The 20,172-nt window shown below is 73.6% G+C and carries 16 protein-coding genes; 11 read left to right on the forward strand and 5 right to left on the reverse strand.

The annotated features are described in order from the left end of the window. Positions 1-37: 37 nt before the first annotated feature. Positions 38-589 carry a TetR/AcrR family transcriptional regulator gene (locus ABZ444_RS04840; protein WP_357992809.1) on the reverse strand — a complete coding sequence of 184 codons (552 nt, stop codon included), beginning with the start codon at positions 587-589 and terminating at the stop codon, positions 38-40. A 109-nt stretch (positions 590-698) separates the two neighbouring features. Between ABZ444_RS04840 and ABZ444_RS04845 the strand changes: the two genes are divergently transcribed. From ABZ444_RS04845 to ABZ444_RS04870, 6 genes are all read left to right on the forward strand, one after another. Further along, the gene (locus tag ABZ444_RS04845; protein ID WP_357992718.1) at positions 699-2,267 is read left to right on the forward strand and encodes a carboxyl transferase domain-containing protein; all 1,569 of its coding nucleotides are present in this window, start codon (positions 699-701) and stop codon (positions 2,265-2,267) included. A gap of 2 nt (positions 2,268-2,269) precedes the next feature. Next, a complete protein-coding gene (locus tag ABZ444_RS04850; protein ID WP_357992721.1) occupies positions 2,270-4,219 on the forward strand; it encodes a biotin carboxylase N-terminal domain-containing protein in 1,950 nt (649 codons plus the stop codon). After that, positions 4,219-5,124, forward strand: coding sequence for a hydroxymethylglutaryl-CoA lyase (locus ABZ444_RS04855; RefSeq protein ID WP_357992724.1), 906 nt, complete (start codon positions 4,219-4,221; stop codon positions 5,122-5,124). Before ABZ444_RS04850 ends, ABZ444_RS04855 begins: the two co-directional genes overlap by 1 nt. A 2-nt stretch (positions 5,125-5,126) precedes the next feature. Further along, positions 5,127-6,263, forward strand: a complete 1,137-nt coding sequence (locus ABZ444_RS04860) for an acyl-CoA dehydrogenase family protein (RefSeq protein WP_352357043.1) — start codon at positions 5,127-5,129, stop codon at positions 6,261-6,263. A gap of 92 nt (positions 6,264-6,355) precedes the next feature. Continuing rightward, positions 6,356-6,790 carry a GNAT family N-acetyltransferase gene (locus ABZ444_RS04865; protein ID WP_357964592.1) on the forward strand — a complete coding sequence of 145 codons (435 nt, stop codon included), beginning with the start codon at positions 6,356-6,358 and terminating at the stop codon, positions 6,788-6,790. Positions 6,791-6,848: 58 nt separating this feature from the next. After that, positions 6,849-9,761, forward strand: coding sequence for an AAA family ATPase (locus ABZ444_RS04870; protein ID WP_357992727.1), 2,913 nt, complete (start codon positions 6,849-6,851; stop codon positions 9,759-9,761). 17 nt (positions 9,762-9,778) lie between these two features. Here the strand turns inward: ABZ444_RS04870 and ABZ444_RS04875 are convergent, their stop codons facing one another. From ABZ444_RS04875 to ABZ444_RS04890, 4 genes are all read right to left on the reverse strand, one after another. Then, a complete protein-coding gene (locus ABZ444_RS04875; protein ID WP_357992730.1) occupies positions 9,779-11,845 on the reverse strand; it encodes a hypothetical protein in 2,067 nt (688 codons plus the stop codon). 82 nt (positions 11,846-11,927) lie between these two features. After that, positions 11,928-12,857 carry a sugar kinase gene (locus ABZ444_RS04880; RefSeq protein ID WP_357992733.1) on the reverse strand — a complete coding sequence of 310 codons (930 nt, stop codon included), beginning with the start codon at positions 12,855-12,857 and terminating at the stop codon, positions 11,928-11,930. Continuing rightward, entirely contained in the window at positions 12,850-13,782 is a 933-nt protein-coding gene (locus ABZ444_RS04885) for a pseudouridine-5'-phosphate glycosidase (RefSeq protein WP_357992735.1), read from the reverse strand. The genes ABZ444_RS04880 and ABZ444_RS04885 overlap by 8 nt, the downstream gene beginning before the upstream one ends. Positions 13,783-13,903: 121 nt before the next feature. Next, the gene (locus ABZ444_RS04890; protein ID WP_357992738.1) at positions 13,904-15,013 is read right to left on the reverse strand and encodes a putative sulfate exporter family transporter; all 1,110 of its coding nucleotides are present in this window, start codon (positions 15,011-15,013) and stop codon (positions 13,904-13,906) included. A gap of 70 nt (positions 15,014-15,083) precedes the next feature. On the opposite strand from ABZ444_RS04890, the gene ABZ444_RS04895 reads away from it, so the two are divergent. The 5 genes from ABZ444_RS04895 (at position 15,084) to ABZ444_RS04915 (ending at position 20,157) form a co-directional block, all read left to right on the forward strand. Next, positions 15,084-15,974: a LysR substrate-binding domain-containing protein gene (locus ABZ444_RS04895; RefSeq protein WP_357992740.1), complete on the forward strand. Its 891-nt coding sequence runs from the start codon at positions 15,084-15,086 to the stop codon at positions 15,972-15,974. A gap of 113 nt (positions 15,975-16,087) precedes the next feature. Next, positions 16,088-16,390 carry a hypothetical protein gene (locus tag ABZ444_RS04900; RefSeq protein WP_357992743.1) on the forward strand — a complete coding sequence of 101 codons (303 nt, stop codon included), beginning with the start codon at positions 16,088-16,090 and terminating at the stop codon, positions 16,388-16,390. Between the two features lie 112 nt (positions 16,391-16,502). Then, positions 16,503-18,008, forward strand: a complete 1,506-nt coding sequence (locus tag ABZ444_RS04905; protein ID WP_357992746.1) for an NAD(P)/FAD-dependent oxidoreductase — start codon at positions 16,503-16,505, stop codon at positions 18,006-18,008. Between the two features lie 104 nt (positions 18,009-18,112). After that, positions 18,113-18,811 (forward strand): response regulator transcription factor, encoded by a 699-nt coding sequence (locus tag ABZ444_RS04910; protein ID WP_357992749.1) that lies wholly within the window; start codon positions 18,113-18,115, stop codon positions 18,809-18,811. Continuing rightward, positions 18,808-20,157 carry a HAMP domain-containing sensor histidine kinase gene (locus ABZ444_RS04915; protein ID WP_357992752.1) on the forward strand — a complete coding sequence of 450 codons (1,350 nt, stop codon included), beginning with the start codon at positions 18,808-18,810 and terminating at the stop codon, positions 20,155-20,157. The genes ABZ444_RS04910 and ABZ444_RS04915 overlap by 4 nt, the downstream gene beginning before the upstream one ends. Positions 20,158-20,172: the final 15 nt, after the last annotated feature.

The following is a 20,172-nucleotide window of genomic DNA, read 5'->3' on the forward strand; positions in this document are numbered from 1 at the left end:
CGAGGTTTTCGTCCGGCCGGTATGCGCTGTCTGTCAGTTAGTGATTGTTAACGCTGGCCTCGATCGCGGCGCGGGCCATCGTGTGCAGCAGGGGGCGCATGTCGTGCGGGGCCAGCTCGCCCGCGCTGTGGGGCGTCGAGTTGAGCAGGCCGAAGACCGCGTGCGTCGCCGCGCGCAGCCGGGCCGGCGGGCACGCCGGGTGCAGCTCGGCCAGCACGGTCACCCACTCCTCGACGTAGAGGCGCTGCAGCCGCCTGATCCTGCGCCGCTCCGGCTCGGGCACGTTGCCCAGCTCGCGGTCGTGCACGGTGATCAGCGCCGGCTGGTCGAGCGCGAACGTGATCTGCACGTTGAGCAGCGCGTCGAGGGTCTCGGCCGGCCCGTCGGAGGAGGTCGCCACCGCCACCGCCGACTCCCGCAGCCGCGAGCTGACGTCGAGCAGCATCTCGGCGAGCAGCGCTTCCTTGCCGCTGAAATGCCGGTAGAGCGCGGGGCCCGAGACGCCGACCGCGCCCCCGATGTCCTCGATGGAGACCCCGTGGAAACCGCGCGCGGCGAACAGCCGGGCGGCCGCCGCGAGGATCTCCATGCGCCTTCTGCCGCGCTCGCGGGTAGGTGTGGAGGCAGTGGTCACGTCTCACATGCTAGACGATTACGTTAATGATGACTAACATCTCGGCCATGACGAGAGGGGACTCATGAGCGACTGGCCGGTGCTGAAGTCGGCCGTGGCGCCCGGGAGCGAGGCGTACAAGCACAACGCCGAGCTCAACGAGCGGCTGTCCGCCGAGCTGCTCGAACGGCTGGCCGCGGCGGCGCTCGGCGGCCCCGAGCGGTCGCGGCAGCGCCACGTCGAGCGCGGCAAGCTGCTGCCGCGCGACCGCGTCGACGGGCTGCTCGACCCGGGTTCCCGCTTCCTGGAGCTGTCGCCGCTGGCGGCCGGCGGCCTCTACGACGACCAGGCGCCCGCCGCCGGGATCATCACCGGCGTCGGCAGGGTGGCCGGGCGCGAGTGCGTGGTCGTGGCCAACGACGCGACCGTCAAGGGCGGCACGTACTACCCGATGACCGTCAAGAAGCACCTGCGCGCGCAGGAGGTGGCCCTGCACAACCACCTGCCCTGCGTCTACCTGGTGGACTCCGGCGGCGCGTTCCTCCCCAAGCAGGACGAGGTCTTCCCCGACCGGGAGCACTTCGGGCGCATCTTCTACAACCAGGCCACGATGTCGGCCCGCGGCATCCCGCAGATCGCCGCGGTGCTCGGCTCGTGCACCGCCGGCGGCGCGTACGTGCCGGCCATGAGCGACGAGGCGGTCATCGTCCGCGGCCAGGGCACGATCTTCCTGGGCGGTCCGCCCCTGGTGAAGGCGGCCACCGGCGAGGAGGTCACGGCCGAGGAGCTGGGCGGCGGCGACCTGCACTCCCGGGTCAGCGGCGTCACCGACCACCTGGCCGAGGACGACGCCCACGCCCTGGCCATCGTCCGCGACATCGTCTCGACGCTGGCCCCCCGGGCTCCCCGCCCCTGGGACACGGTCGCCCCCGAGGAGCCGCGGCACGACCCGCGCGACCTCTACGGCCTCGTCCCGGCCGACACCCGCCAGCCCTACGACGTGCGCGAGGTCATCGCCCGCCTGGTGGACGGCTCGCGCTTCCTGGAGTTCAAGGCCGAGTACGGCTCCACCCTGGTCACCGGCTTCGCCCACCTGCACGGCCACCCGGTGGGCATCGTGGCCAACAACGGCATCCTGTTCAGCGAGTCGGCGATGAAGGGCGCGCACTTCATCGAGCTGTGCGACCAGCGCCGCATCCCGCTGGTGTTCCTGCAGAACATCAGCGGGTTCATGGTCGGCAAGGCGTACGAGGCGGGCGGCATCGCCAAGCACGGCGCCAAGATGGTGACGGCCGTGTCGTGCGCGCGGGTGCCCAAGTTCACGGTGGTGATCGGCGGCTCGTTCGGGGCGGGCAACTACGCCATGGCCGGACGGGCGTACTCGCCCAGGTTCCTGTGGATGTGGCCCAACGCCCGCATCTCCGTCATGGGCGGCGAGCAGGCGGCGAACGTGCTGACCACGGTCGGCAACGCCGACCCCGACGCCATCCGCGCCCAGTACGAGCACCAGGGCAACCCCTACTACTCCACCGCCCGGCTCTGGGACGACGGCGTGATCGACCCGCTCGACACCCGCACCGTCCTCGGGCTGGCCCTGTCCGCGGCGGCCAACGCGCCGCTCGAACCCGCCGGCTACGGCGTCTTCCGGATGTGATCATGTTCTTCGACCGTGTTCTCATCGCCAACCGGGGCGAGATCGCCGTCCGGGTCGTCCGGACGCTGCGCGCGCTCGGCATCGAGTCGGTGGCGGTGTTCACGCCGCCCGACGCGGGCGCCAGGCACGCCCGCGAAGCAGACATAGCCCTCGAAGTCTCGAAATATCTGGACATCGAGGCGATCGTCGAGGCGGCGCTCGCCTCCGGCGCGCAGGCCGTGCACCCCGGCTACGGCTTCCTGGCCGAGAACGCCGCCTTCGCGCGGCGCTGCGCCGAGGCCGGGCTGGTCTTCGTCGGCCCGTCCCCCGAGGCCATCGACGCCATGGGCGACAAGATCCGCGCCAAGGCCACGGTGTCGGCGGCCGGCGTGCCGGTCGTCCCCGGCGGGGCCGAGCCCGGCGACGACCTGGCGGAGTGGGCGGAATTCCCGGCGCTGATCAAGCCGTCCGCGGGCGGCGGGGGCAAGGGCATGGTGCTGGTGCGCTCGGCCGCCGAGCTGCCCGACGCGCTGGAGTCGGCCCGCCGTACGGCGCGGGCGGCGTTCGGCGACGGCACCCTGCTCATCGAGCGCTACGTCGAGAACCCCCGGCACATCGAGATCCAGGTCATGGCCGACGCCCACGGCAACGTCGTGCACCTGGGCGAGCGCGAGTGCAGCCTGCAGCGCCGGCACCAGAAGATCATCGAGGAGGCGCCGTCTCCCTTCGTGACCCCCGGCATGCGCGCCGACATGGGCGCCGCGGCCGTCGAGGCCGCCCGCTCGGTCGGGTACGTCGGCGCGGGCACGGTCGAGTTCATCGTCGACGGCACCACCGGCTCCTATCACTTCATGGAGATGAACACCCGGCTCCAGGTCGAGCACCCGGTCACCGAGCTGGTCACCGGCCTGGACCTGGTGGAGCTGCAGCTGCGGGTCGCGGCCGGCGAGCCGCTGCCGTTCGGCCAGGAGCAGGTGCGGCTCGACGGCCACGCCGTCGAGGCGCGCGTCTACGCCGAGGACCCGGCGCGCGGCTTCCTGCCCAGCGGCGGGCGCGTGCTGGCCCTGCGCGAGCCCGGCGACGACGGGCCGGGCCGGGTGCGGGTCGACTCCGGCCTGGCCGAGGACGGGGTCGTCGGCAGCGACTACGACCCCATGCTGTCCAAGGTGATCGCCTGGTCGCCGGAGCGCGGGGCGGCGCTCAGGGCGCTCGACCGCGCGCTCGCCGGTACCGCGGTGCTGGGCGTGGTCACCAACGTGCCGTTCCTGCGCGCGCTCGCCCGCCACCCCGCGGTCGTGGCGGGCGAGCTGGACACCGGCCTGGTCGAACGGGTGCTGCCCGAGCTGCTGCCGGAGTCCGGCGTGCCGCGCGAGGTGGCCGCGGCGGCGGCGCTGATCTTCCACACGCTGCCGCAGGGCCCCGACCCCTGGCAGGTCACCGACGGCTGGCGGGTCGGCGAGCCCGCTTGGACGACCTGGCGGCTGGAGTCGCGCGACGGCGTGCACGCGGTGCCCGTCCGCGGGCTGCCCGGCCGTTCGGCCGAGGTGCTGCTCGACGGGGAGGCGGTGCCCGCCCGGATCACGACCGGCGGCGGCGGGGCGGCCGTCACGCTCGGCGGCCGGACCACCCGCTACCTGACCGCCCGCCACGGCGACACGCTCTGGCTGGGCAAGGACGGCGAGTCGTGGGCGTTCACCCGCCACCTCATCGGCGACCCGGGCGACCGGCCAGGCGCGGCGGCGGCCGGCGACGGCGTGGTCCGGAGCCCCATGCCCGGCACCGTCCTGCTGGTCAAGGTGCAGCCCGGCGACCGGGTGAGCAAGGGGCAGCCGCTGGTCGTCGTCGAGGCCATGAAGATGGAGCACACGGTCACCGCCCCGTGCGACGGCGTGGTCGCCGAGCTGCCCGTCCAGCCGGGCAGGCCGGTCGACATGGACGCCGTGCTGGCCGTGGTCACCGGTGAGGAGGCGTGATGCCGTACCGCATGCAAGGGCTTCCCGAGCGGGTCACGGTCTACGAGGTGGGCCCGCGCGACGGCCTGCAGAACGAGTCGGCGATCGTACCGGTCGATGTGAAGGCCGAGTTCATCGACCGGCTGGCCGACGCCGGCCACCAGGTCATCGAGGCGACCAGCTTCGTGCACCCCAAGTGGGTGCCGCAGCTGGCCGACGCCGGTGAGCTGCTCGGCCGTCTCGACCGCAGGCCCGGCGTGCGCTACCCGGTGCTGGTGCCCAACGAGCGCGGGCTCGACCGGGCGCTGGAGCTGGGCGTCACCGAGATCGCGATCTTCGCCAGCGCCACCGAGACCTTCGCCGCCAAGAACCTCAACCGCACGCTGGAGAGCCAGTTCGACATGTTCGAGCCGGTCGTGGCCAGGGCGCTGGAGCAAGGTCTGCGGGTGCGCGCGTACGTGTCGATGTGCTTCGGCGACCCCTGGGAGGGACCCACGCCGGTCGGGCAGGTCGTCGCGGTCGGCGAGCGGCTGCTCGGGCTCGGCTGCTACGAGCTGTCGCTCGGCGACACGATCGGCGTCGGCACGCCGGGCCACGTCACCGAGCTGATCGGCGCGTTCGGCGGCCCCGAGCGGCTCGCCGTGCACTTCCACGACACCTACGGGCAGGCGCTCGGCAACACGCTCGCCGCCTTGAAGGCGGGCGTGACCACCGTCGACGCCTCCACCGGCGGCATCGGCGGCTGCCCGTACGCCGAGTCCGCCACCGGCAACCTGGCCACCGAAGACCTCGTGTGGATGTTGCGCGGGCTCGGCATCGAGACCGGGCTCGACCTGGACAAACTCGTGTCCACCAGCACCTGGCTGGCCGAGCGGCTGGGCCGGCCCAGCCCCTCGCGCGTCGTCCAGGCCCTCGCGAAAGGCTGATCATGCTGAACGACGAATACCAAGAGTTGCGCAAGACCGTCGAGGCGTTCGCCCGTGACGTGGTGGCGCCCGTGATCGGCGACTACTACGAGCGCGAGGAGTTCCCCTACGACATCGTGCGCAAGATGGCCGACATGGGGCTGTTCGGCCTGCCGTTCCCGGAGGAGTACGGCGGCATGGGCGGCGACTACTTCGCGCTGTGCCTGGCCCTGGAGGAGCTGGCCCGCGCCGACTCCAGCGTGGCGATCACCCTGGAGGCCGCGGTCTCGCTGGGCGCGATGCCGATCTACCGGTTCGGCACCGACGAGCAGCGCCAGGAGTGGCTGCCCCGGCTGGCCTCCGGCGAGATGCTGGGCGCGTTCGGGCTGACCGAGCCCGGCGGCGGCTCCGACGTGCCGGGCGGCATGCGGACGACCGCCGTGCTCGACGGCGGCGAATGGGTGATCAACGGGACGAAGGCGTTCATCACCAACTCCGGCACCGACATCACCGGCGTGATCGGCGTGGCCGCGCTCACCGGCGAGCGGGAGATCTCCACGATCCTGGTGCCGAGCGGCACGCCGGGGTTCACCGTCTCCAAGAAGTACTCCAAGGTCGGCTGGAACGCCTCCGACACCCGCGAGCTGTCCTTCTCCGACTGCCGGGTGCCCGCCGCCAACCTGCTCGGCGAGCGGGGACGCGGCTACGCGCAGTTCCTGCAGACCCTCGACGAGGGCCGCATCGCCATCGCCGCGCTCAGCGTGGGCCTGGCCCAGGGCTGCGTGGACGAATGCCTCAAGTACGTCAGGGACCGCAAGGCGTTCGGCCACCCGATCGGCCACTACCAGGCCATCCAGTTCAAGATCGCCGACATGGAGGTGCGCGCCCACACCGCCCGGCTGGCCTACTACCACGCGGCCGAGAAGATGCTGGCCGGGGTGCCGTTCAAGAAGGAGGCGGCGATCGCCAAGCTGGTGTCCTCGAACGCGGCCATGGACAACTCCCGCGACGCCACCCAGGTGTTCGGCGGGTACGGCTTCATGAACGAGTTCCCGGTCGGCCGCTTCTACCGCGACGCCAAGATCCTGGAGATCGGCGAGGGCACCAGCGAGGTGCAGCGTATGCTCATCGCCCGCCAGCTCGGCCTCGGCGACCTCTGACCGCAGGCCGTTCCGGACGCCGTACCGGACGTCACGGCACACTCCCGTGGCACGATGGACGAAAGGGCACAGAGGTTCTAGTGTCGTACCTCATGACGGCGGACGATCTTCTCATCAGGAGGGCGGAGAAGGCGGACGCGGACGAGGTGTTCGCGTTGGCGCGCGAGTTCGGGCTGACCTTCAGGCCGGAGCGCGCGGCCTTCGACGCCGCGCTCCCGCAACTCCTGCGCAACGAGGACGCCCTGCTGCTCACGGCGGTCGTGGGCGGGCGCGTCCACGGATACCTGCTGGGGTTCGTGCACCTGACGCTGTTCGCCAACGGGCCGGTTGCCTGGGTCGAGGAGGCGATGGTCCAGTCGGGCTCGCGCCGGCAGGGCATCGGCCGCCGGCTGCTGGAGGAGTTCGAGGCGTGGGCCCGTACCCGGCGGGCCGGGTACGTGGCGATGGCCACCCGGCGGGCGCCGGAGTTCTACCACGCCCTGGGCTACGAGGCGTCGGCCACCTTCTTCCGCAAGGTTTTGCGCTGACAGACGACGGCCCGGAGTTTCGGTCCGTTTTGTCGGTGTTTGATGGCATCCTTGGGGCGTGAGCATTCACACCGTCAGCCCCCTGTTCGTCGGGCGCGCCCGCGAGCTGCACGCTCTGGGCGACGCCCTGGTCAGAGCACGTGCGGGCGCGTCGTCCACCGTGCTCGTCGGCGGCGAGGCGGGGGTCGGCAAGACCCGCCTGATCAGCGAGTTCATCGACCGGGCGGGCGACGCGCGGGTGCTCGTCGGCGGCTGCCTGGAGCTGGGCACCGAGGGCCTGCCGTTCGCGCCGTTCACGGCCGTGCTGCGCGGGCTCGTGCGCGAGCTCGGGCGCGACGGCGTGGCGGCGCTGGTGCCCGGGGGCACGACGCGCGGGCTGGCCCGGCTGCTGCCCGAGTTCGGCGAGCCGGACAAGGACGGCGCCGAGGCGCGGGCCCGGCTGTTCGAGCAGGTGCTCGGGCTGCTGGAGCGGCTGGCCGAGGAGCGTCCGGTGCTGCTGGTGGTCGAGGACGCCCACTGGGCCGACCGTTCCACCCGTGACCTGCTGTCCTTCCTGGTCCGCTACCAGCGCACGGCGGCCCGGCTGCTGATCGTGGTCACCTACCGCACCGACGAGCTCCACCGCACCCATCCGCTCCGGCCGATGCTGGCCGAGCTGGGCCGCATCGAGTGGGTGAGCCGGGTCGAGCTGCGCAGGCTCACCCGCAGGGAGGCCGTCGCGCAGGCGGCCAGCATCCTGCGGCGCGAGCCGTCGGCCGCCGCGATGGACCTGATCTACGCCCGCAGCGAGGGCAACCCGCTGTTCGTCGAGGCGCTGCTGAGCGAGGCCGACGGCGGCGACATGCTCCCCGAGTCCCTGCGCGACCTGCTGCTGGCCAGCGTCGAGCGGCTGCCCGACGAGACCCAGGAACTGCTGCGGGTGGCCAGCGCGGGCGGCCAGCGCATCGAGCACGACCTGCTGAGCGCGGTGGCCGGGCTCGACGACACCGCCCTGTCGCGGGCGCTGCGCCCCGCCGTGGCGGGCAACGTGCTGGTGGTCGACGGCGAGGGCTACGGCTTCCGGCACGCGCTCATCCGCGAGGCGCTCCACGACGACCTGCTGCCCGGCGAGCACACCCGGCTCCACACCCGCTACGCCGAGGCACTCGAACGCGACCTGTCGATCCTGCCCGCCCCGCGCGGCGCGATCGAGCTGGCCCACCACTGGCACTCCGCCCACGACTCCACCTGGGCGCTGGTCAGCGCCTGGCGCGCGGCCGCCGCGGCCCGCAAGTCCACCGCCTACGACGAGCAGCTCAGGATGCTCTCTCGGGTGCTGGAGCTGTGGGACCAGGTGCCCGACGCCGCCGAGCGCATCGGCTGCGGCCGCCTCGACGTGCTCCGGCAGACCGCCACGGTCGCCCACCTGGCCGGCGAGTACGAACGCAGCCTGGCCCTGGCCGGGGCCGCGCTCGCCGAGGTCGACCTCGACGCCGACCCGATCACCGCGGCCACCCTGCTGCGCCAGCGCGGCCTGACCCGCTACGACCTGGGCCGCGCCGGCTATCTCGACGACCTGCGCCAGGCGGCCGAGCTGGTGCCCGCCGAGCCGCCGACCAAGCTGCGCGGCCAGGTCCTGGAGACGCTGGCGCGCATGCTGCACCGTCCGGAGGACTGGCCGGAGAAGCTGGCGACGGCGCAGCTCGCCATGGAGATCGGCCACGAGATGGGCGACGCCAACGTCGAGGCCCACGCGCTCATCAGCCTCGCCTGGGCGCGGTCCCGCTTCTCCGACATCGAGGCCCAGCTCGGGCAGTTCGCCGAGGCGCGCCGAGTGGCCCGCGCCCAGGGCGCCTACAACGCGCTGATGCGCTGCGCGATCTCCGAGTCCGACGCGCTGGAGGGCGCCGGACGGCACGAGCGGGCCGCCCAGGTCGCCCGCGAGGGCGTGCAGGAGGCCGGGCACTACGGCCTGGCACGCACGTCCGGCACGTTCCTGGCGATCAACCTGACCGAGCCGCTACTCTCGCTGGGCCGCTGGGACGAGGCGCTCCAGGTGGTCGAGCAGGCGCTCGACCTCGCGCCGCCGGCCCCCTACCGGGCCAGTCTCCAGGGCTTCGTGATGGACATCGCGCTCGCGCGGGGGCAGATCGACCGGGCCGACAGGCTGCTGTCGTCCTCCGCCAGCGTGTTCGCGCGCGGCACCTACCGGGACCAGACCGTGCTGCCGCATCTGCGCAGGCAGGTCCTGCTGCTGCGGGCGCAGGGGCGGCTCGGCGAGGCGCTGGAGGCCGCCGCCCGGGGGCTGGAGAACCAGGACCTGCGACCCTCGCCGCGCTACGCCTGGCCGCTGCTGGTGACGTTCGCGCAGCTCGCCCGGCCCGCTCTCGGCGAGGGCGGCGCGCCGTACGCGGGGGTCGCGGCGGCCGTCGTGGCGCGGCTTCTGGAGGTGGCGCGGGAGCTGGCCGTCGACGGCGACCTCCAGGAGGCGCAGCGGCTGACGTTCGCGGCGCTGACCGGGCCGGAGGAGGGGCTCGGCGGGGCGGCCCAGCTCAAGGCGTGGGAGTCGGCGGTGGCGGCCTGGGCGGGGTTGCGGCAGCCGTACGCGGAGGCGCAGTGCCTGGTGGGGGCCGCCCAGGCGGCGCTGGCCGAGGGCGCCCGGCGGGCCGCGGCCGCGATGGTGACGCGGGCGCGGGAGCTGGCCGCGCAGCTGGGCGCCACGCCGCTGCTCGAACAGCTCGACGTGTTCGGACGGCGGGCCCGCGTCGGCGGCGCCGACGAGCCCGACGGGCCGCCGCTGGGGCTGACCGCGCGCGAGCTGGAGGTGCTGCGCGAGGTGAGCGACGGGCGCAGCAACCGGGAGATCGCCGCGGCGCTGTTCATCTCGGTGAAGACGGTCAGCGTGCACGTCTCCAACATCCTGGCCAAGCTGGGCGTCGCCACCCGCGGCGAGGCGGCGGCCACGGCCCACCGGCTGGGCCTGTTCGGGTGACCGCGTAGGCGCGAGCGTCAGCCGGTGAGCTGGGCCTCCAGGCGGTAGCCGTCCACCGTGACGTAGACCTGGTCGCCGGGGCGGGCGTTCAGGCGCATGAGCACCGGCTGCAGCGAGTCGAAGACCGGCTGGTGGCCCTGCCAGACCAGCACGATCGCGTTGTCGCCGGGCCCGGTCACCGACAGCAGGGTGCCCGGACGCATGCCGAGCTGGGCCGCGTAGCCCTCCGGCACCGGCACCGGGCCGCCCCTGAGGTGTTCCGGGGTGACCTCGATGCGCTGCCAGCGGCGCGGGTCCGACGACGGGCTCGGCAGCGGCGGAGGCGGCGTGGCCGGCGTTCCGGCCAGGCTGCCGGGCAGCATGCCCGACCGGCCGCCGGACAGCGCGGACAACGTGGCCAGGGCCGCCGAGGGGTCGATCGAGTTCGCGCCCGCCGTCGGGATGGGCTGGCCGCCCCGGTGGTGGTGGCCGTTGGCGCCCGGCGTACGGCGGGGGAGGGGCTGGGCGGGCTGCGGGGAGGCGTCCGCCGGGCCCGGGGCCGACTCCGAGGGCAGGGCGTCGAGCCACGCCTTGGCGGAGTGGGCGCGGATGCCCAGCTCGGCGAGCAGCTCCACGACGTCGGTGTCCGGCGGGGCGGCGGCCAGGAGCTGGCGCGTACGGGCCTGGAGGCCGTGGATGTCGCCGACGACCAGCCAGCCGTCCTGGAGCCGGCGGTCGGGCATGAGCGTCACCAGGACCCGCCACAGGGGCGTGCGCAGCGACGGGACCATCGCCGGGTGGGCCGGGTCGGCGCCGATGAGCTGCTCCTCGGTGGCCGCCGCGCCGAGCCATTCGGTGAGCCGGAACATGTGGCCGGTGACCGGCGCGGACTCCGACGAGCGCAGCCAGTGCAGGACGCGTTCCTCGGCGGTGCGCTGGGCCTGGGAGAGCACCTCGCGGTCCACCAGCAGCTTGTGGGCCAGCGTGCGCAGGCTGACCGGGTCCTCGGCGAACAGCCGGTGCACGGCGACGGCCAGCTCCAGCTTGTCCAGGCCGCGGAACAGGCCGTCCACGACGCGGACCATCGCGTGGTCGGGGTCGGCGGGGACCTGGCCGGGAGCGGGCGTCCCGCCGGGGGCGGGGGCGGCGTACGGGGGGCCGTCGGCGGCGGCCTGGGGGCCGCCGTCCGGACGTCCGGCGGTGGGCCGCTGCGGCAGCCGCGCTCCACCCTGCGCGGGGAAGGACCCGGTCTGAGGGCCGCCGGACGGCTGTGCGGGGAACGAGCCGGTCTGACGGCCGCCTTCGGGCTGGACCGGGAACGAGCCGGTCTGGCGGGTGGCGTCGGGCTGGGCGGCGAAGGAGCCGGTCTGGTGTCCCTGGCCGCTCTCGGGCGGCGGGGGGAACGAGCCGGGCTGCTGGGCGGCGGGCCGGGCCGCGGCCGGGCGTTGCGGCAGGCCGCCCTCACCGGCCGGGGCCTGGCGCGGGGCGCCCTGGGGCTGGGCGGGGAAGGCGTCGCTGTGCGGGGTGAAGGCGGCGGGCGGGCGCTGGGGGCCGCTGCCGGGCTGGGCGGCGTACGCCTCGGGTTCGGCCGCCGGGACGGCCGGGAAGGACCCCGTCGCGCCGCGCGCGAGCGGACGGGTGACGTCCGGCGACCCGGACTGCTGAGCGGGTACGGCCTCCCGCTGCGCCGGGATGCGCCCGAGCACCTCGCGCAGGACCGAGCCGATCACCACCTCGGGCGTCGCCGACGGGGTGCCGAGATCGCCGGGCGACAGGCGGCGCAGCCGCTGCCAGCCGCCGAGCCCCGTGATCGCCGTACGGGTGGCCTCCGGCCAGCCGGGCAGCGCCGGATCGACCTGATGGACGGCGAGCGCAGGAAGCAGGTCCACCAGCGGCAGATGGTCCCAGCGGGCGGAGATCAGCCGGGCGAGCCGTTCGCAGACCCAGTCGAGACCCGCCGTGCCGAGCGCCCTGGACACCGCGAGCGAGGACCACCACCCCGCCGGCAGCCGCGGATCACCCAGCACCTCGGCCACCTGCTGAGGGCGGCTCCAGCGCAGAGCAGGGACGAGGTCGCTCAGGCAGATCGATGACTCGACTTCCATCGGCGGACCTTATCCTCCCCAGTGGGCCGCGTGGGCAACCCGGTACGCATGTGGCTAATGGTGCAGCCTACGCGGCAAGCTATCAATCAGTGTGAATAGGGTAAAGACGGTTCAGATCCAAACCGTACCGTGGACGGCCGCCCACCTGGGCCACACATTGCGCACCGGCACGGCATCCCGCCTCCAGCGCGAGCGCGGCGTCCGCCCCCTGGAGGATGGCGGCGAGATAGCCGGCCGCGAAGGCGTCACCGGCGCCCGTGGAGTCCACGACCTCGGCGGACATGCCCGCGCACGTCGCCGTGACCGCGCCGTCCACCGCCACCAGCGCGCCCTCGGCGCCCAGTTTCACGACCGCTGTGCCGTACGTCTCACTCAGCAGCACTGCGGCCCGCTCCGGGGACGGGGCACCGGTCAGGACCAGGGCCTCGTCCAGGTTCGGGATGATCAGATCGGCCGCGGACGTCTCCCGCATGAAACGTTCGACGCCGAAGTCCCGCAGCGGGCCCGTCGAGGCCGGGTCGATGCTGACCGGCACGCCGGCGGCGACGGCGTCCCGGACGGCGGCCCTGGCCAGGCGGAGGCCGGGCGCCGCGAACAGCGTGTAACCCGACAGGTGCAGCCGCCCGACCCCGTCGAGCAGGGCCGGGTCCCAGTCGGCGTCGGAGATCAGGCCGCCCGCGCCGCGGTTGGTGAGCATGGAACGTTCGCCGGTCTTGTCCACCATGGCGATGACGACCGCCGTGGGGTGCTCCAGGTCCACCAGCACGTGGGGCCGGACCCCGGTCCTGACCAGCTCGGTCGTGTGCCACTCGCTGCTGTCGTAGCCGAGCTTGGCCAGCAGCCGCGAGTCGGCCCCCAGGTGGGCGGCCCAGGCGGCGGTGTTCGCGCCGGAGCCACCGGGCCGCAGCACGATCTCCGCGGCGGTGTCGGTGCCCGCCATGACCGGCGAGCCGTGCAGCGCCACCACATCGGTGACGACGTCACCGACGACCAGGAGACCCGTGTCACTCACGGACCCACGCCCACGCCACGGCGATCCGGGCGGCCAGCGCGGTGTTCCCGCGCACGGCGGCCAGGTTCGCCTCCAGCGAGGCGCCGCCGGTGCCGTTGACGAGATAGCCGAGCAGGAACGGCGTGATCGCCTGCCCCTTGACGCCCTCGCGCTCGGCGGCGGCCAGCGCCTCGGCCAGCACGCGGTCGTGCAGCGCCGGGTCGAGCTGCTGGTCCTCGGGCACCGGGTTGGCGACGATGAACGCGGTCTCCGGGCCGGCCAGCGCGTCCTGGCCGCGCATGACGGCGGCGGCGTCCTCGGGCGACTCGATCCGCCAGTCGATCGGCTGGCCGGAGGAGTTCAGGTAGAAGCCGGGGAAGGTGTCGGTGCGGTAGCCGGCCACGGTCACGCCGCGCGTCTCCAGCCGCTGCAGCGTGGCCGGCACGTCGAGGATCGACTTCACGCCCGCGCAGACGACCGTGATGCGGGTGCGGGCGAGGGTGTCGAGGTCGGCGGACTCGTCCTGGTCCTCGGTCCAGCCGCGGTGCACGCCGCCCAGGCCGCCGGTCGCGAAGATCCGGATGCCGGCGCGGGCGGCCAGGAACGACGTGGCCGACACGGTCGTGGCCCCGCTCGCCTTCAGCGCGGCGGCCAGCGGCAGGTCGCGCTGGCCCAGCTTGCGCAGCCCGGACTCGGTGGCGATGCGCTCAAGCTCCAGCTCGTTCAGGCCGATCCTGGCCACGCCGTCGAGGACGGCGATCGTCGCCGGGACCGCGCCCGCCGCGCGGACCGCTCCTTCAAGCTCGCGGGCCACCTCCAGGTTGCGCGGCTGCGGCAGGCCGTGCGAGATGATCGTGGACTCCAGGGCCACGACGGGCGCGCCGCCGGCCAGGGCCTCGGCGACCTCGTCGGACGGCTGGAGGAAAGGATCGGTGGCGCTGCGCATGACGGGTTTCAAGCTCCTTGAGTGGTCCTGGCCGGTTCAGGGAGAACGGCGTGCCTGACGGAATTTGTTCCGAACAGAGCAGCGTACGGTGGCCTGGCCAGGACGTCCACTCAGGTGGTTGTCACAGCAGCACGGCGACCCCGGTGAGCGAGACGGCCGCGATGAGCCCGGTGGCGATGGCGCCGAGCAGCACGGCCCGCCCGCCCTTGACGAGCTTGCGCACGTCGATCCCGGTGCCCAGGCCGAACAGGGCGGCGGCCATGAGCACGTTGGTGACCTGCGGGACCGCCCGCGTGACGACGTCCGGCACCCAGCCGGTGCTGCGTACCGCCACCATGAGCAGGAACGCCGCCACGAACAGCGGCATGACCGGCGTCCGGCGCCCCTCCCGCCGGTTCGCCGCGGCTGCACCGCTCATCGAGCGGCGGGCACGGAAGGACGTCAGGGCGACGAGCGGGGCCAGCAGGACGACGCGGGCCAGCTTGACCGTCACCGCGGCGGCCAGGACGCCCGACGCGGCGCCGATCGCGGCCACCTGCGCCACCTCGTGCACGGCCGCGCCGGTCCAGACGCCGAGCTGGGCCGGCGACAGCCCGAGCAGCGCCGCCAGCGCCGGGACGGCCACGATGGCCGCGCTGCCGTAGAGCACGACCACGCTCAGCGCCGCGGCCGCGTCGTCGTCGTCGGCGTCGTCCGCGCTCTCGCGCATGGCCGCGACCGCCGCCGCCCCGCAGATGGACACCCCGGTCGCGACCAGCAGCGACGTGCCGGGCGACAGGCCCAGGCGGCGGCCGATCACCGGCGTCACCGCGAACGTCACGCCGGTCGCCGTCACCACGATCACCAGCGTCTGCCAGCCGAGCGCGAGCACCTGCGGCAGCGCGATCTGCAGCCCGAGCAGCGCGATCGCCACCCGCAGCACCCGCCGGGCCACGAACGCCAGCCCCGGCCTGAACCGCTCCCAGACGGCCCCCGCCCCGGCCCACCGCGCGGACGTCGCCGCCCAGGCCACGAGGTTGGCCAGGACCGCCCCGGACAGCACCGCGATCACCGCCGGGCTGAACGCCGGGGCGAACCGGTTCACCACCACGGCCACCACCACCGCGGCGGCCGCCAGCCCGATGCCCGGCCACACCGACGCCGCGGGGGCGGCCGGCGCCTCGCCGCCTCGGGGGTCGGGGGTCGGCCGGGGCGCGGTGAGCGGAGGGATCCGCTGGTCGGGGAGAGGCATGATGCCAGTCTTCGGGGCCTGCGTACCGGCCGGTAGACACGCGTTGACTGGGAGGCCATAGCCTGTGGCTATGAGCGCGCTGCCGGATCTCGACTCGCTGAAGCTGCTGGTCGACGTGGGCGAGCTGGGCAGCCTGGGGCAGGCGGCCAAGGCGGCGGGCATGGCCCAGCCGTCGGCCAGCAAGCGGGTGGCCATGCTGGAGCGCCGCCTCGGCGTCCCCCTGCTGGAGCGCACGCCGCGCGGGTCCACGCTCACCGCCGAGGGCCGGATGGTGGCCGGGTGGGCGGCCCAGGTGCTGGCCGCGGCCGAGGAGCTGATGCGGGCCGTGGAGGCCGTGCGGCACAGCGAGGCGGCCCACCTGCGGGTGGCCGCCAGCATGACGGTGGCCGAGTACCTGGTGCCGCGCTGGCTCGGCGAGCTGCAGAACCGCGAGCCCGAGGTCCAGGTGGGGCTGGACGTGGTCAACTCCACCGACGTCGCGGCCAGGGTGCTGGGCGAGGAGGTGGAGCTGGGGTTCGTCGAGGGGCCGACCGTGCCCGAGGGGCTGGACAGCCGGGTGGTGGGCACCGACCGGCTGGTCGTCGTGGTGGCCTGCGGCCATCCCTGGGCCCGCCGCCGTACGGCCCTGCGCGGGGCCGAGCTGGCCGCCACGCCCCTCGTGGTACGCGAGCCGGGCTCAGGTACCCGCGAGACCCTGGACGTGGCGTTCAAGAGCCTCCACCGGGCCAGCCCCCGCCTGGAGCTCGGGTCGAACTCGGCGGTCAAGGGGGCGGCGCAGGCGGGGGCCGCGCCCGCGGTGCTCAGCCGTTACGCGGTCGAGGCGGACATCGCGACCGGCCGCCTGGTCGAGGTGCCCCTCGCCGGGATCAACCTGGTGCGGAACCTGCGCGCGGTGTGGCGGCGCGGACGTTCGCTCACCGCCCCGGCCGCCACGCTGCTCGCCATCGCCAGCCGCCCATGAGGACGCCCGGCGGGCGGGCTGTTGACGCTGCCGGGCGGACGATCTAGCTTTCGCTTAGGAAAGTTTCCTAAAAGTTAGGCCACGTTCACCCCCCGAACCTCAGGAGACTCCGTATGAGCCTTCGTCGTCCCCTCGTCGCTCTGGCCGGATCGGCGGTGATGTGCCTGGCGGCGGCGGGCCTCGCGCCGTCGCCCGCCCTGGCCGCGCCCACCGACTGCACCGCCTGGGTCAGCGGCGGCTACGCCTACAGCAACTGCACCTCCGGCACCGGCCAGCACGCCGTCGGGGTGGAGCAGTCGCACCCGTACGCCGGGCCGATCGTCCTCACCGGCGGCTGGACGGCCGTCGGCGGGGTCTCCTCGGTACGGCTCACGCCCTGGCCGGTGAAGCGCGTCTGGGTGAACAGGACGGGCTGACGGATCCGGGCCCGGCCGGGAGGGGACCCCGGCCGGGCTCACCCGCGAGTGGCCGCACCATCTCCGCGCGAACCGTTGACTAAAGGCACAGGTCGGGTCATAAGGTGCGGGGATGGGTGCGTATGACGTCGTCGTGGCAGGTGGCGGGCACAACGGGCTGGTCGCGGCCGCCTACCTCGCCGGAGCCGGTCGCCGGGTCCTGGTGCTGGAGCGCCTCGGGCACGTCGGCGGCCTGGCGATCTCCACGCGGGCCTTCCCGGGCGTGGACGTCCGCCTGTCCCGCTACTCCTACCTGGTGAGCCTGCTGCCCACCCGGATCGCCCGCGACCTCGGTCTCGACCTCGACCTGCGCCGCCGCCGGTACGCCTCCTACACCCCCAAGGGCGACACCGGCCTGCTCGTCGACAACGAGGACGAGGCCCGCACCGCCGCCTCCTTCCGCGCCGTCACCGGCGGCGAGCACGACCACCGCGCCTGGCGCGACTTCTACGCCATGACGGCGGACGTGGCCCGCGCCCTTGCCCCCACGCTGCTCGAACCCCTGCGCACCCCCGCCGAGATCGAGCGCCTGGTCGGCCCGGAGGCATGGCGCGACCTGTTCGCCCGGCCCGTCGGGCAGACCGTGGACGAGCGGTTCGCCGACGACACCGTGCGCGGCGTCGTGCTCACCGACGCGCTGATCGGCACGTTCGCCGACCCGTCGGCCGACCTGCTGGCCAACAGGTGCTTCCTCTACCACGTGATCGGCGACGGCACCGGCGAGTGGAACGTCCCGGTGGGCGGCATGGGCGCGGTCTCCGGCGCGCTGGAGCGGGCGGCCCGGCGGGCCGGGGCCGAGATCAGGACCGGCGCCGAGATCGTCGGCATCTCGCCGTCGGGCGAGGTCACGTACGTGGCCGAGGACGGCGAGCACACCGTGGACGGCCGCCACGTGCTGGTCAACCTGCCCCCGGCGGTGCTGGACCGGGTGCTCGGCGGGCCCGCGACCGTGCCGGAGGGCGCGCAGCTCAAGGTCAACATGGTGCTCGCCCGGCTGCCCGGGCTGAAGGACCCCTCGGCCGATCCCCGGGCCGCCTTCAGCGGCACTTTCCACATCAACGAGGGACGCGACCAGCTCGCCAAGGCGTACGAGCAGGCGGCGCGAGGGGAGATCCCGGAATCGCCGCCCGCGGAGGTCTACTGCCATTCCCTGACGGACCCGTCCATTCTCGGGCCGGAACTGCGGGGGAAGGCCGAGACGATGACCCTGTTCGGTCTCCACATGCCCGCCCGACTTTTCCGGGAAAATCCAGAAAAAGCGCGTGAGGATGCGCTGCGGGCCACGTTCGCCTCCATGAATGCGGTGCTCGCCGAGCCCATCGAGGACTGCCTGCTCCGCGCCCCCGACGGCACCCCGTGCGTCGAGGTCAAAACCCCCGTCGACCTGGAGAGGGACGCGGGACTGCCGGGTGGCCACATCTTCCACGCCGACCTGAGCTGGCCGTACGCGGAAGAAAGGGGATGGGGCGTGGAGACCGGGCACGAACGCATTCTGCTGTGCGGCGCCGCGGCCCGCAGGGGCGGCGGCGTGAGCGGGATCGGCGGCCACAACGCGGCCATGGCGCTGCTGCGGCCCTGAACCGTGCCGGAGATCGCCGTTCCCCCGTCGCCGTGGCGATTTCTCAGGACACATCGGTGAACCCGTTCATCGTGTTCTCATAGTGGGCTCATATCTTGTGACACATGAGTGAGCCCGCACGGTTGCTGGTGGTGGACGACGAGCCCGCGTTGCGCGAGGCGCTGCAGTCGAGCCTGGAGTTCGAGGGCTACCGGGTCGGCACCGCCAACGACGGCCAGGCGGCGCTGGAGGCGCTGGCCGCGGAGCCGTACGACGCGGTGCTGCTCGACGTGATGATGCCGCGGCTCGACGGGCTCACCGCCTGCCGGCGGCTGCGGGCCCAGGGCAACCACATCCCCGTGCTCATGCTCACCGCCCGCGACGCCGTCGGCGACCGGGTGTCCGGGCTCGACGCGGGGGCCGACGACTACCTGGTCAAGCCGTTCGAGCTGGACGAGCTGCTGGCCCGGGTGCGCGCGCTGCTGCGCCGTGGCGCGCTCAGCACGGGCACCGCCGACGGCGGCACGCTCACCTACGGCGACCTGCGCATGGACCCGGCCACCAGGGAGGTCACCCGCGGCGACCGCGGGCTCGACCTGACCAGGACCGAGTACCTGCTGATGGAGCTGTTCCTGGCCCACCCCCGCCAGGTCCTGACCCGCGACCAGATCCTCAACGAGGTGTGGGGCTTCGACTTCGAGCCGACCTCCAACTCCCTCGACGTGTACGTCATGTACCTGCGCCGCAAGACCGAGGCCGGGGGAGAGCCCCGGGTGATCCACACGGTCCGCGGGGTGGGGTACGTCCTACGGGCCACCCCGTGATCCGCAACAGCCTGCGCACGCGGCTGACGCTGCTGGTCACGGCCGCGGTCGCGATCGCGATCGCGGTGTGCGCCGGGCTGTCCTGGTTCATCGTGCAGAACCAGGTCATCAGGCAGCTCGACCAGACCATCCTGGAGCCCGAGGGCAAGGGCGACGAGCGGTTCCTCCAGGAGAACTGCACACCGGAGGGCTCCTCCGACTACCACGACATGGCGACGCTGCTGTTCGCCGACGGCAGGACCTGCTCGCTCGGCTCGCCGATCGTGCCGGCGGAGGAGGACAAGAAGGCGATACCCGGACGCGGCGAGCCGGTCTACCGCAACGGCGTGACGCGCGACGGCAACGAGGTGCGCGTCGTGACCCTGAACTTCGCGCCCGGCGTGGCCGTCCTGGAGGCGCGGCCGCTCTACCACATCAAGCTGACGCTGCGTAACACCGCGCTCGCGCTCGCCGCCATCGCGGCCCTGGGCGTGATCGGCGCCGCACTGGCGGGACGGGCCATCTCCCGTACCGCCCTGCGCCCCGTGGGCCGGCTGACCAAGGCGGCCGAGCACATCGCCGAGACCGAGGACCTCAACACCCGCATCCCCGTCCAGGGCAACGACGAGATCGCCCGGCTCAGCTCCTCCTTCAACGCCATGACCGCCGCCCTGGCCGGCTCCCGCGAACGCCAGCAGCAGCTCGTCGCCGACGCCGGTCACGAGCTGCGCACCCCGCTGACCACCCTGCGCACCAACATCGACCTGCTGCTGCGCAGCGAGCAGACCGGCAGGCAGCTCGACCCGGGCGCCAAGGAACGCCTGCTGGTCAACGTCAAGGCGCAGTTCGCGGAGCTGTCCACGCTGGTCGGCGACCTGCTCCAGCTCGCCAGGGGCGACACCGACCACGAGCCGCACGTCGAGCTGGCCATGCACGACGTCGTCACGGCCGCCGCGGAACGCGCCCGGCTGCGCGGCGCCGACGTGCGCACCGACCTGCACCCCTGGTACGTCGTCGGCAGCCCCGCCTCGCTCGAACGCGCCGTGCTCAACCTCATCGACAACGCCCGCAAGTTCAGCCCCGAGGATCAGGTCGAGGTCTCGCTCAAGGACGGCCGGCTGACGGTCCGCGACCACGGCCCCGGCATCCCCGAGGAGGAGCTGCCGCACGTCTTCGAGCGCTTCTGGCGCTCGCCCTCGGCCCGCGGCCTGCCCGGCTCCGGGCTGGGCCTGGCGATCGTGGCGCAGGCCGTGTCCGAGACCGGCGGCAAGGTACGGCTGTCCAACGCGCCCGGCGGCGGCGCGATCGCGACGATCGATCTTCCCGGAACTCTCACTCGTCACTCACAATCGGATAAGTCCTCTTAAAGACCCGAATCGTGA

The organism is Nonomuraea sp. NPDC005730, from assembly GCF_040630865.1.
GTDB lineage: Bacteria > Actinomycetota > Actinomycetes > Streptosporangiales > Streptosporangiaceae > Nonomuraea.